Source organism: Minwuia thermotolerans (assembly GCF_002924445.1).
Classification (GTDB): domain Bacteria; phylum Pseudomonadota; class Alphaproteobacteria; order Minwuiales; family Minwuiaceae; genus Minwuia; species Minwuia thermotolerans.
Genome location: NZ_PIGG01000064.1, coordinates 16,006 through 28,431 on the forward strand (window position 1 = coordinate 16,006; position 12,426 = coordinate 28,431).

Consider the following 12,426-nt stretch of genomic DNA (forward strand, 5'->3'; position numbering starts at 1 on the left):
TCCCATTCGATTGACATGCAGGACGCCGCTGACCCCATTCAGCATGCGGGCGGCCGGGCGGCCGCGTCCTGCATGTTCGCCTCGACGCTCGCGATCATCCGCTTGGCCACCGTATCCTCAGGGAACGACGCCAGCACTTCCCTGTAGTGACGCAACGCCGCTTCCTTGTCGCCGGCGACCAGCGCGCTGTAGGCCCGCCGGGTCATTTCGGCCAGGGTCACGGCGCGCTCGTCGGGCTCCAGTTCGGCGTCCGCGCCGCGCACGCCCAGCAGTTCGTAGATCGGAATGGTGGTACGCCGGCCCTTGACCGCCACGTCCTCGATCGGCCGGACCAGCAGACGGTCCCCTGCTTCCTTGAAGACGCTGTGGCTGATGCAGACGCGGGTGCCGTAGACCTTGTTGATGCCCTCCAGTCGCGCAGCGACGTTAACGCCGTCGCCCATGACGGTGTAGCTCATGCGCTCGGCGGAGCCGACATTGCCGACCAGCACCGCGTCGCTGTGGATGCCGATGCGGACGTTCAGCGGCCGATCGTCCTTGCCCGTCCAGCGTTCGTTCACGGCGACCATCTCGCGCTGGATGCGCATGGCGGCGACGCAGGCGTGCCAGGCGTGATCCTCCAGCAGGTTGGGCGCGCCCCAGAAGGCCATGACCCCGTCGCCGATGAACTTGTCGATCGTGCCCGCTTCCCGGTTCACCGCCCGTGTCACCGTCTCCAGATAGGCGGAGACCCTGAGCATCAGCTCCCGCGAGGGCAGCTCCTCGGACAACGTGGAGAAGGATTCCAGGTCCGAGAAGAAGATCGTCAGGAAGCGGCTCTGGCCGCCCAGTTCCAGCTTCCGCTCCGAATCCACCAGCTGGCGCACCAGGCCCCATGGCACGAAGGCGGCGAAGGACCGGACGGTCTTGTCCAGGGTCTCGACGGCGCGCGAAAGCACCGCCACCTCCCTGATCGAGGAATCGAGCGGAGGCGAATCGTTGCGGCCCGGTTCCTGGAGGGCGCTGACCTTCATCGCCAGCCGTTCGAGTGGCTTGGAAACCACGCCGGAAAAGACCCAGATGATCAGAATCTGCAGGACGAGGGCGCCCAGGCCCAGGGCCAGCAGGCGGATATTGTTCTTCTCCAGCGCCGCGGTGAATTCGTGGATCGGCGTGACGATGAAGAGCTGCCAGCGCTTGCCGAACTCGGGCTTCAGGGTGGACAGGGTGGCGACGTACTCCCGCCCCTCGTGACGGAAGGTGTAGAGCCTGTCGGAACCGTCCCGTGGACGGGCGCTGAAGGCGATCGCGGGCAGTTCCTCCTCCAGCGAGGTGACGTGACGGATTTCCAGCTGTCCGTCGCGGGTTGCGTAGGTGCGCGCGCCCTCCGAATTGGCAATGACCCGGCCGCCATGGTCCAGGATATAGCTGCGCGTGCCCGGGCTGATCCGGTTCTCGGCCAGGTAGTCCGAAAGGCCGTCCAGCGTGATGTCGACCGCGGCCACGCCCAGCAGGCGGTCGCCCTCGTGATAGGGCGCGGATACCGTGAAGCCGATCAGGTCGAAGATCGCGAACACCGTCGGGTCGGTGATGTGGAGCCCGCCTGCCTCCACGGTCTGCCGGTACCAGGGCCGGATACGGGGGTCGTAGCCAGTCGCGCGGGTGGCCTGGCCCAGCAGCTGGCCGGTGTCGTCCAGATAGGCGAAATTGTCCAGCCGCCGGCCGTCGACGTCCAGCGGCGGCATCCACCTCAGTGCGAAACGGGTCCCGGCGGGCGCGCGGTCGCCCTCCACGCCGCCGTCGGCGTCCAGCCGCCGGGCCTGACGGAAGGAGCCGTCCTCCTGTCCGACATACATGGCCACCATGCGGTCGCTGTGGCGCAGGATGGTCAGCAGATAGGGCAGGGAGCCGTTGTCACCGTAGAAGCCGGGCGAAGCCTTGCCCACCTCGGCGGCGCTGCGCACCAGCGACTTGATGGGATCGAAGGTGTTCTGGATGTTCTGAAGCGCTTCGCCCCGGAAGCGTTCGACCAGTTCATGGGCGTTGGCGCGCGCGGTACGGTCATTGGCGATGTAGTTGATGGCGACGATCGCCACCACGACCGGCACCGTGAGGACGGCGAACAGGATCAGGATGATCGGCCTCAGCCGCAGCTTCTTCACGACGCGGCCCTTCCCCTCGACGCGGCCCCAATCACGCCCGACAATAGCGAAGTTCGAACGTGACACAACTCGGCCCCATGCTGGCCGGGTCGCATCAAGGCGAAGTTAACGGTGCGGGACAGATCCTGCGTTCAAAGGCGCGCGCCGGGCGCGTCCAGATTGTATTCCAGAAGCTCTCCGGTGACGAACTCGAAGGCGTCTTCGATGGAATCGGTGCGGTGCATCAGTTCGACGTCGCGGGCGTCGATGGTGCCGTGGCGGGCAAGCTCGTCGAAATCGACGATGCGGTCCCAGTAGTCGGTGCCGAACAGCACGATGGGCAGCCGTTTCCGCATCTTTCGGGTCTGCACCATGGTGAGAATCTCGAACAGTTCGTCGAGCGTGCCGAAGCCGCCGGGAAAGACGAGTACCGCCTTGGCCAGGTAGAGAAACCAGAACTTCCGCATGAAGAAGTAATGGAAGTGCACGTCCAGGCCCCGGGTGACATAGGGGTTGTCGAATTCTTCCAGCGGAATGGAGATGGTCAGGCCGACATTGACGCCCTTCGCTTCCGAGGCACCGCGATTGGCCGCCTCCATGATGCCGGGGCCGCCGCCGGTGCAGACGACGAAGCGCTGTGCGTCGCTTTCCAGGCCCTTCGACCAGCGGGTGAGGCGTGCGGCCAGTTCCCGCGCCGCCTCGTAGTAGCGCGACATCTCCAGATCCCGTCTCGCGCGGTCGAGGCCCTCGCCGGCCACTTCGGCCTCCCGCAGGGCCTGTTCCGCATCGGCCTTCGCCTTCAGCCGCGCCGAGCCGAGGAAGACGATTGTGTCGTTGACCTCGTGCCGCTCGAAGCGGCTCAGCGGCTCGACATATTCCGAGAGAATGCGCAGCGGGCGCGCATCCCGCCCGCTCATGAACTCGGGATTGTTGTATGCCTTCAGCCTGTGTCCGGGATCCCTGGCCATGTCCGTTCCCCTTCCTTTCGGCCGCTCAGAAGTCGAACAGCTCGCTGAGGAAGGATTCGCGCTTCTTCTTGCGATAGGGCATGCGCTCCTGCGGATAGCCGCTCTTGTCGGAGCGTTCGTGCCGGCCGGCTTCGGGCGGCATCTGCGCGGCGGCGCGTTCGATGATCTTGTCCAGTTCGCCACGGTCCAGCCAGACGCCGCGGCATTTGGGGCAGTAATCGATCTCGACCCCGCTGCGGTCGGTTATGACAAGGGTTTCGTTGTCGATGGGGCACTTCATGGCGCGCTCGGTGTCCTTAGAGAATCTGCCGGAACAGCGGATATGGGCGCGTCGGGTCGGCTCCACAACCGGCCCCGTCTACAGTGTCTCACCGGCGCCGATCACCGCCGTGACCTGGCTGGAGAGGAACCCGCCATTGCCGTGCGCCAGCGCCAGTTTCGCCCCCGGGACCTGACGCACGCCGGCGGCGCCCGTCACCTGGGCGACGGCCTCGACCACGGTGAACAGGCCGTACATGCCGGGATGGACGCAGGACAGCCCGCCGCCGTTCGTGTTGACCGGAATCTCGCCGCCCGGCGCGGTGCGGCCGCCCTCGAAGAAGCGGCCGCCTTCGCCCTTGGGACAGAAGCCCAGGTCCTCCATGAACAGGATCGGGTTGATGGTGAAGGCGTCGTAGAGTTCCACCACATCGATATCGGAGGGCTTCACACCCGCCTGCGCCATGGCGCGGGGGCCGGAGTCGGCCGCCGCGGTGACGGTGAGGTCCGGCATCTGGGAGATGTTCTGGTGCGTGGTCGCCGCCGCCGCGCCCAGCACATAGGCCGGCTTCGCCGCATGGTCCTTGGCGCGGTCGGCGCGGGTAAGCACCACGGCCGCGCCGCCGTCGGTGACCAGGCAGCAGTCGCGAACGCCCAGCGGGGTCGAGACCCGGCGCGCCGACAGCACGTCGTCCACCGAGAGGTCGCCCTGCATGAAAGCATCCGGATTGAGATTGGCCCATTGCCGGGCCGAGACGGCGACTTCCGCCAGCTGCTCCGGCGTGGTGCCGTATTCATGCATGTGACGCGCGGCCGCCAGGGCGTAGGCCGAGACCGGCAGGCGCGGCTTGTACGGACCTTCCCAGGGATCCGGCGCGGCCGCCGAAACCAGCTTGCCCGCGGCGGACCGCTGATTGCTGCCATAGGCGATCAGCGCCACGTCGCAGAGCCCCGCATCGAGCGCGAGACAGGCCGACGCCAGGTGGGTCAGAAAGGCCGAGCCGCCGGTGCGGTTGTTTTCGGTGATCTTCGGGCGGAGGCCCAGATACTCGGCGAAGCCGAGGCCCGAAAGCATGTTGTCGGGCAGACAGATATAGAGCGCGTCGACGTCGGCCGGCGTCATCCCTGCCTGTTCCAGCGCGCCGATGCTGGCGTTGACGGCGATGTCCATGCTGGAGAGGCCCGGGGCCTCGCCCATTCCGTATGTGGCGCTGCCGACGATGGCGGCCTTGCCGCGGGGAAATCCGTTCATGATTGCTGGCCTCCGCTCACCAGTCGGGGTCGAAGACGACGATGGGCCGGTCATTCTCCCGGGTGATCCGGGCTTTCACCTTCATGCCGATCTCCACCTTCCCGGCGGGTACGCCTTCGACCCGGCTCATCATGCGGGGGCCTTCGGCCAGATCGATCAGGGCGACGTTGTAGGATTCCTTCGGCGGCTTCTGCTGCACGGCCGTCGTCGAATAGACGGTGCCGTGACCCGAGGCCTCCACCCATTCGAGATCGGTGGCGCCGGTGCCGGGCTCGGCCACGCGCGGATAGAACATGCAGCGTCCGCTGGCGCGGCTGCGCAGCAGCATGAAACGGCCCGCTTCCAGATGCGCGATATACTCCTGTTCGGGCTTGACGCCCGATCGGTCGGCGGTCATCGATTCCTCCCCTTCGGATGACCCAGCGAGATTGGCCCGCATGCGAGCCGGGCGCAACTCGACTTCTTCCTTCAGTCCTCGGTGTCGCGCCGCCTGGCGTCCTGCTGGCTGCCGGGCGTCTCCGACCGTCTGGACCTGCCGCCGACCTCCTTCGGTCCGAGGCAGACCGCGATCTCGTTGCGGTCCAGCGTCTCCCGCTTCTCCAGCGCGTCGACGAGCTGCTCGATCTGCCGGCGATGCCCCTCCAGCGTCGCCACCGCGCGTTCTTCCGCTTCGACCAGGTAGCGTTTGACCGCGTGGTCCGCGGCGGCAGCGGTAGCCTCGGAGAAGCGGCGCGGCTGGGCGATCTCGCGACCGAGGAAAGGGTGGTCCTCGCTCTCCCGGACGTCGACCGGGCCGACCTCCTCCGACATGCCCCAGCGGCCGACCATGCCGCGGGCCAGCTGCGTGGCCATGCGTATGTCTTCGTCCGCACCCGAACTCAGGCTGCCGAGAAAGACTTTTTCCGCGGCGCGGCCGCCCAGGATCACCGCCAGCCGGTCGTGCAGATATTCCTCGGACAGGGTGTGACGTTCGATCTCGGGTAACTGGTGCGTGCCGCCCAGCGCCCGGCCGCGGGGGATGATGGTCACCTTGTGCAGCGGATCGGTATTCGGCAGGTAGTAGGCGAGGGCGGTGTGGCCGGATTCGTGGACCGCGAGGCGGTGCTTCTCCTCCTCGTGTATCGCCATGGTGCGGACCGTGCCCATGATGATGCGGTCGCGCATCTCCTCGAAATGCCTGTTCGCGACGCGTTCGCAACCTTCGCGGGCGGCCGCCATCGCCGCCTCGTTGACGAGGTTGCGCAAATCCGCGCCGGAAAAGCCGGGCGTCGCCCGGGCGACGCTCTGAAGGTCCACATCGGCGTCGAGCGGCACCTTGCGCGTATGCACCCGCAGGATTGCCTCGCGTGCGTCGACGTCGGGCAGTTCCAGCGTGATATGACGGTCGAATCGGCCGGGGCGGAGCAGGGCGGGATCCAGCACATCCGGCCGGTTGGTGGCCGCCATGACCACGACAGCCTCGTGGCCCTCGAAACCGTCCATTTCCGCGAGGATCTGGTTCAGCGTCTGCTCGCGCTCGTCGTGGCCGCCGCCCAGGCCCGCGCCGCGGACACGGCCGACGCTGTCGAGTTCGTCCATGAAGATGATCGCCGGCGCATTCTTCTTGGCTTCCTCGAACAGCTTGCGCACGCGGGAGGCGCCGACGCCGACGAAGACCTCGATGAACTCCGATGCCGAGGTGCTGTAGAATGGCACGCCGGCCTCGCCAGCCAGCGCGCGGGCCAGCATGGTCTTGCCGGTACCGGGCGGGCCCTCCAGCAGGATGCCATGCGGCATCTCCGCGCCGAGCCGCCGGTAGCGCTCAGGGTCGCGCAGGAAGGTCAGCAGCTCCGTGACCTCGCGCTTGGCGTTGTCCTGGCCGGCGATGTCGTCGAAGCGCGTACTGGGCGTCTCGGTCTGTTCGACCTTTTTCGCCCGTCCCTTCAGGAAATCCCCCAGTCCGTCGCGGCCGAAACCGCCCCCGAGACCGCCCAGGCCGCCGGACATCCGCCGCCAGAGCAGATACCAGACGCCGAAGATCAGCAGCCACGGCACCAGACCGGCGATCCAGCCCAAGGCGCCGCCGCCGCTTTCCCGGGCGCGGACCTCCACGCCGTGCTCCTCCAGCATGTCGAGAAGTTCCGGGTCGTCGACAGGCGGCAGGTGCGAACTTACGTGAACGGAGGTCTCGCCGAGAGGGCCGGATGCAGCCGGCGCCAACTCGGCTTCTATGGTCCGGTCGGTGAATGTGACCGAGGCGACCTCGCCCTTCTTCACCATCGACTTGAACTCGGAATAGGCGACCTGTCGGCTTTCGACGCCCTGAAAGGTCAGGAACATGGCGTAGACCATGAAGCCGATCATCACCCAGACGAACATCGGGATCGCCGTGCGCTTCGGTCCTTTCGGCTGCTCGTTCATTCCATCATGTCCACGTGTCTTCCCCGGCCGCGGCGGAACGATCCGCCATCGGTCGACGACCGGCATTGACCTGCATCAACCCGGTCTGCACCTCTGTATCAGACGACGCAGATATCGGCTGACCTCCGCGCCTCCAGCAGGCTGGCGGTATCGATCCCGCCGGACGCGCCGCCTTGGCGGTCCAGCACGATGGCCGCAGCGTCGAACGCCGCCAGGCGGGCCAGAAGCCCTTCTTCCTCGACGTTTTCGATCTCCACCGGGACGTCGGCGGCCTCGGCCTGGCGCCTGATCGCGTCCGCATTCGCGGCGTTGCCCGGGCGAAGCCAGACTTTCAGCGCGCTCTGTCGCAGGGAGGCGAGCAGGATCGCCCGGGCCAGCGCCGCCTCGCCCCCGCCATGGAGCAGCAGCACCGGCCGCCGGCCGCGCCGCTGACGCGGGCTGATCATCAGAGGATGGCCGAAGGCGCCGGCCAGGCGGGCGATCGCGTCCAGTTCCGCCTCCCGCTCGCCGCGGCCCGCCGGCAGCACCAGGCTGAGCCAGTCGTCCGCGCCGAGGACCTGTTCGAGGACAATGTCGAGCCGTCCGCGCCGCCGCTCCTGACGGAGTACGACGCCGTGGCGCCGCGCCAGCTCGGCGACCACTGCTTCGGTGCGGGCGCTCCAGAAGCCCAGCATGCGCTCCATGCCGCCGGCGTCGACGGCCTCGGTCTTCAGGTCGTGGCCCCGCACGAGCTGTGTCACTGACAGGCCCGCAGCCCACGCCCAGTCGGCGCGTTCGACCGTGACCAGCACCAGGGCGCGGCCCTCCCGCGCGGCCAGCAGGACGGACTGCTCGACGGCTTCCGGGTCGGCGTCGGCGCAGTCCAGCGCGAGGTAAAGACTGCCGCCCTTCGGCGCGTCATTCGCCATCGCGCTCTCCTTCTGCTTCCTCGGCGGACCGCGCCAGCGCCTTGCGGATGTCGTTGAATTCCTTCAGGCGGTCCTGGACGGCCCTGTTGACCGTGCCTTCCGGGTAGACGCCCTTGTCGTCGGCCTGTCCGGCCGCGGTCCCGGTCAGGAGCTCGATTCCCTGATCGACATGCTCGACCGCATGGATGTGAAAGCGGCCCTCGCGGACAGCGTCGACGACCCGCGGGTGCAGCATCAGGTGTTTGACGTTGCTGGCCGGGATCAGGACGCCCTGGTCGCCGGTCAGTCCGCGCGCGTTGCAGACGTCGAAGAAGCCCTCGACCTTCTCGTTCACGCCGCCGATGGCCTGGACGTTGCCGTACTGGTCGACCGAGCCGGTGACCGCCCACGACTGGCGGATCGGAATGCCGGAGATCGCCGACAACAGGGCGTAGAGTTCGGTGGACGAGGCGCTGTCGCCATCGACGCCGCCATAGGATTGCTCGAAGACGAGGCTGGCGTTGAGTGACAGCGGCTGGCGACCGCCGAAGCGGCCGCTCAGGAAACCCGTCAGGATGAGCACGCCCTTCGAGTGGGTCGGGCCGCCCAGCTTGACCTCACGCTCGATGTCGACCACGTCGCCGCGGCCCAGACGGACGCGGGCGGTGATGCGGCTGGGCTTGCCGAAGAAGAACTCGCCCATCTGATAGACCGCCAGACCGTTGATCGCGCCCGTCGCCGCGCCTTCGGTCTCGATGCGGATCGTGCCGCGCTCGATCTGTTCCAGCATGCGTTCGCGGATGCGTTCCCCGCGCCGCCGCCGCGCGTCCAGCGCGCGCGTCACGGCGTCGGCGGTCACCGCCTCATCCTTGCGCCGGCCGGCCCAGTAGTCGGCTTCCCTTAGCAGGTCCGCGAGGGCTTCGTGGTGCAGGGTCAGGCGCTCCGAATCGCCGGCGTGGCGCACGGCTTCCTCCAGCACCAGCGCCATGCCGCCGCGGTCCAGCGGCTTCAGACCCTCTCGTCGCGCGATCGCGGCCAGCATGCGGACATAGGACGCCAAGGCGTCCTCGTTGCGTTCGATCCGGTCGTCGAACTCGGCCGCGACCTTGAACAGGCGGGGGAATTCGGGATCCAGCGCCGACAGCATGGCGTAAAGGCGGGGGTCGCCGATCAGCACAACCTTCACATCCAGGGGGACCGGCTCGGGCTCGAGCGACGAGGTGGCAAGCATGCCCAGTTCGTCGGCCAGTGGTCGGATGCGGAGCTGGCGCGCCGTCAACGCCCGCTTCAGCCCGTCCCAGGCCATCGGGCGCGTCAGCACCTGACGGACGTCGAGGATCAGATAGCCGCCGTTGGCGCGGTGCAGCGCCCCGGGGCGGACCAGAAGGAAGTCGGTGTGCAGCGTGCCGAAACGGGCCTGGTGCTCGATGCGGCCCAGCAACTGGTCGAAGCCCGGCGAATCCTCGAACAGGACCGGTGGCGCGGCGCAGTCGCCATTGTCGACCAGCAGGTTCACGCGATAGCGCCGGGTGACGGGATGGCCGTCCTGTCCGGCGGGCAGCATCGCCTCGCCGCCGCCCTGGGGTTGCTGCAGGATGGCTTCGACATTCAGCGCGATATCCCGCTCGACCGCGTCGAGAAAGGACGAGACTTCCTCAACGTCGCCATAGGCCGCGCGCAGTTCGCCGATCATGGGGGCGACGGCGAAGCCCGCGGTCTCCCGGTTGAGTTCGCGGAGGCGCTCCTGCGTCTCCTTCATCCAGACCGGCACCTGCCGGAGGTCGCGCTGGAGCCGCTCCTGGAATTGCCTGATCGCATCCTGAACGCGCTCCTTCTCCTCTTCCGTCAGCCGTTCGAAGACCTCGGGTTTGATGACCTCGCCATTGCGCATGGGCGCGAACACGAAGCCCATCGGGGTATGCATCAGCGCCAGCCCCGCCGCCCGCGCATCGCGGTCCAGCGCCTTGAGCACCTGTTCCTGGCGCTCCTTCAGCTCGTCCTCGACGGTCTGGCGGCGGTTGCGGTACTGCTCACCCTCGAAGGCCGAGCGCAGCACATTGCCCAGATCGCGGACGAAGGCGTCGACATCGGTCTTCAGCCGCCGGCCGTGGCCAGCGGTCAGCTGCACGGCGATGGGCGCGCGTTCGTCGTCGAAATTGTTGATGTAGCAGAGGTCCGGCGGCACCGGCCGGCCGGCGGCGTGACGCTCCAGCATGGCGGTGACGATGCCGTGCTTGCCGAAGCCCTCAGGCCCGTGGACGAACAGGTTGTAGTTCGGCCGGTCCATGTCGATGGCGAAGCCGATGGCCTCGATCGCGCGCGGCTGTCCGATGGGCTCACCCGGGTCCGCGAGGTCGGCTGACGTAACGAAGTCGAAGGTTCCCGGATCGCAGCGCCAGCGCAGCCGGTCGGCCGGAAGTTCTGTGCCGGATGGCGCGGCCGTGGCGCTGTTGTCAGTCATTGCGGCTTCCTCTCGTTCATCGGCGCGTCGGATGCAGACTAGCCTAACGGATCATGGCTGGGGATTGATCCATCGCAATTGCACCGCCGACGTGCTTCGTACTGAAGACAGCTGCAAGGATTGACCTGAATCAATGCCGGTCCCCGGCGACGCGGTTAACGTCTCGTCAACCTGTCGGCAAGGCGATTGCTGCGGCGCCCTCAGGATGGATGGAATGAATCCGGCATTGGGGCATCAGAGATGAGCACACATACGAACCACGCAGGAACCGTCGGTAGCGACAACGCCGCAACGGCATTCCCTTTCTCCCGTTTGGCCGAGGCCAACGGTTCCAGCGCCCTGGCCTTCTTCGGGATGACCCACGCGCTGATCGACGACTGGCGGGAAATGCAGCACGAGACCCAGAGATTCATGCAACACAGGTTCAAGGAGAACGTCGACCGGAGCCGGAAACTCGCCGGATGCAGGGGCGCGGCCGAGGCCTGGTCGGTGAATGCCGATTTCGTTCAGAAAATGGCTTCGGACTATGCCGAAGCGACCAGCCGGATGGCCGAACTTGCCTGCGAGATGGGCGCAGCCTGTTCGCGCTTCGGCTCTGACATTGTCCATGTTGCCGAGGATGCCGGGGAGACCGGCGCCGGCAACGGCTGAACTCTATCCGGCGAGGGGTTGCGGCATGACACCGACCGACGACGACATGCTGACCGAACGGCTGCACAAGAGCTTCGTTGCGGGAGTTAACTGGCCCGTGGACGCGGCCTCGCTCGCCGCGCTCGCCGATATCGGTCTGGGTGATGGCGAGATCGCCGCCTATTTCGGCGTCACCGCGGCGGAGGTGGCTGAACTGCGGCGCCGTTACGCGGCGGCGGTTCGCAAACGGGCGAAATGATCCAGATCAAGGACCGCGGTTCGCGGCGCGCCTAGTGATGGCCTCACAATGCCGGGATGCCTCGGCCCGCCACCGCATTCACAGGAGCGCAGGAAATGAAGAAGACGGTCACCTGGATACTTGTCGCCGATCATCAGCACGCGCGCGTGTTCGCCAACGACGGACCGGGGCGGGGCATCGAAGCAGTTGACGACATCGCCCTCGATACGCATCTCGAGCGCAGCGGCGATCTGGATCCGCACGATCCGGATACCGGGTTTTCGGCGAAGGACGGTGTTCACCACGGATACGAGCCGCGCAGCGACCCGCACCGCAAGGCGGGACGGCGATTCCTCAAGGACGCGGTGGCGGCGCTCGATGCTGTCGAGAGGAAGCACGGGTTCGACCGCCTGATTCTGGTCGCGCCGCCACGCGCCCTCGGCGAACTGCGGCAGATGCTGCCCGAGACGCTGAAACAGCGGATCATCGGCGAACTCGATCAGGATCTGACGAAGGCCACGGCGCCCGAACTCGCCACCCATCTCGAAGGCGTCCTCGCCGTCTGAGCGGCCCTTGATCGAAGCGGAGTTGGAAGTAGTGGAAACGCCCCTGGAAATCGCCTTTCACGGCATGGACCATTCGGACGCCGTCGAGGCCCGCATACGCGAGCGCGCTGACCGGCTTGAGCGCCATTTCGACCGGATCGTGAGTTGCCGCGTCGTCGTCGAGGCGCCGCATCGGCACGGCCATCAGGGCAAGCTCTATCGCGTCAACATCATGATCGGCGTGCCGGGCCGGGAACTCGTGGTCAACCGCGCCAGGCCCAACAGCCACGCCCATGAGGACGTCTACGTCGCTCTCCGAGACGCCTTCGACGCGGCCGACCGCCTGCTGGAGGACCACGCGCGCAAGGTCCGCGGCGACGTCAAGACCCACGAGCCGCCGCTGCTCGGCACGGTCTCGCAGATGTACCCCGATCACGGCTTCGCGGTGGATGCGGAGCGACGGCAATATTACTTCCATCGCAATGCCGTGGTCGGCGACTACGAGAAGCTGGAGCCCGGCGATGAGGTCCGGATGGTCGTCGTCTATGGCGAGAGCCCCGATGGCCCGCAGGCGACGACGATCGAACCTACCGGGCGACTGGGCGCCGGCCATCGGGAAGGCTGAGCGCCATCCGGCCACGTCATCACCCGCCCAAGGAACTGGAGT

Annotated in this window: 12 protein-coding genes; 4 read left to right on the forward strand and 8 right to left on the reverse strand. The window is 67.2% G+C overall.

Annotated features, from left to right (window positions below):
• Positions 1-38 precede the first annotated feature (38 nt).
• From CWC60_RS17200 to CWC60_RS17235, 8 genes are all read right to left on the reverse strand, one after another.
• Positions 39-2,141: an adenylate/guanylate cyclase domain-containing protein gene (locus CWC60_RS17200; protein ID WP_164516612.1), complete on the reverse strand. Its 2,103-nt coding sequence runs from the start codon at positions 2,139-2,141 to the stop codon at positions 39-41.
• A gap of 131 nt (positions 2,142-2,272) precedes the next feature.
• A complete protein-coding gene (locus CWC60_RS17205) occupies positions 2,273-3,088 on the reverse strand; it encodes an LOG family protein (RefSeq protein ID WP_109795156.1) in 816 nt (271 codons plus the stop codon).
• 25 nt (positions 3,089-3,113) lie between these two features.
• Positions 3,114-3,368: a TFIIB-type zinc ribbon-containing protein gene (locus CWC60_RS17210; protein WP_109795157.1), complete on the reverse strand. Its 255-nt coding sequence runs from the start codon at positions 3,366-3,368 to the stop codon at positions 3,114-3,116.
• Positions 3,369-3,446: 78 nt separating this feature from the next.
• The gene (locus CWC60_RS17215) at positions 3,447-4,598 is read right to left on the reverse strand and encodes an acetyl-CoA acetyltransferase (protein WP_109795158.1); all 1,152 of its coding nucleotides are present in this window, start codon (positions 4,596-4,598) and stop codon (positions 3,447-3,449) included.
• Positions 4,599-4,614: 16 nt separating this feature from the next.
• Positions 4,615-4,995, reverse strand: a complete 381-nt coding sequence (locus CWC60_RS17220; protein WP_109795159.1) for a Zn-ribbon domain-containing OB-fold protein — start codon at positions 4,993-4,995, stop codon at positions 4,615-4,617.
• Positions 4,996-5,066: 71 nt separating this feature from the next.
• A complete protein-coding gene (gene ftsH / locus CWC60_RS17225; protein WP_164516613.1) occupies positions 5,067-6,998 on the reverse strand; it encodes an ATP-dependent zinc metalloprotease FtsH in 1,932 nt (643 codons plus the stop codon).
• Positions 6,999-7,096: 98 nt separating this feature from the next.
• Entirely contained in the window at positions 7,097-7,906 is an 810-nt protein-coding gene (locus tag CWC60_RS17230) for a hypothetical protein (RefSeq protein WP_109795160.1), read from the reverse strand.
• Positions 7,896-10,346, reverse strand: coding sequence for a Lon protease family protein (locus tag CWC60_RS17235; RefSeq protein ID WP_109795161.1), 2,451 nt, complete (start codon positions 10,344-10,346; stop codon positions 7,896-7,898). Before CWC60_RS17235 ends, CWC60_RS17230 begins: the two co-directional genes overlap by 11 nt.
• A gap of 186 nt (positions 10,347-10,532) precedes the next feature.
• On the opposite strand from CWC60_RS17235, the gene CWC60_RS17240 reads away from it, so the two are divergent.
• The 4 genes from CWC60_RS17240 (at position 10,533) to CWC60_RS17255 (ending at position 12,384) form a co-directional block, all read left to right on the forward strand.
• The gene (locus tag CWC60_RS17240) at positions 10,533-10,997 is read left to right on the forward strand and encodes a phasin family protein (RefSeq protein WP_125182818.1); all 465 of its coding nucleotides are present in this window, start codon (positions 10,533-10,535) and stop codon (positions 10,995-10,997) included.
• Between the two features lie 25 nt (positions 10,998-11,022).
• A complete protein-coding gene (locus CWC60_RS17245) occupies positions 11,023-11,235 on the forward strand; it encodes a hypothetical protein (protein WP_109795163.1) in 213 nt (70 codons plus the stop codon).
• Between the two features lie 95 nt (positions 11,236-11,330).
• Complete coding sequence (locus tag CWC60_RS17250; protein WP_164516614.1) at positions 11,331-11,780, forward strand: host attachment protein; 450 nt, start codon at positions 11,331-11,333, stop codon at positions 11,778-11,780.
• 7 nt (positions 11,781-11,787) lie between these two features.
• Positions 11,788-12,384, forward strand: a complete 597-nt coding sequence (locus CWC60_RS17255; RefSeq protein WP_206419995.1) for an HPF/RaiA family ribosome-associated protein — start codon at positions 11,788-11,790, stop codon at positions 12,382-12,384.
• Positions 12,385-12,426 lie beyond the last annotated feature (42 nt).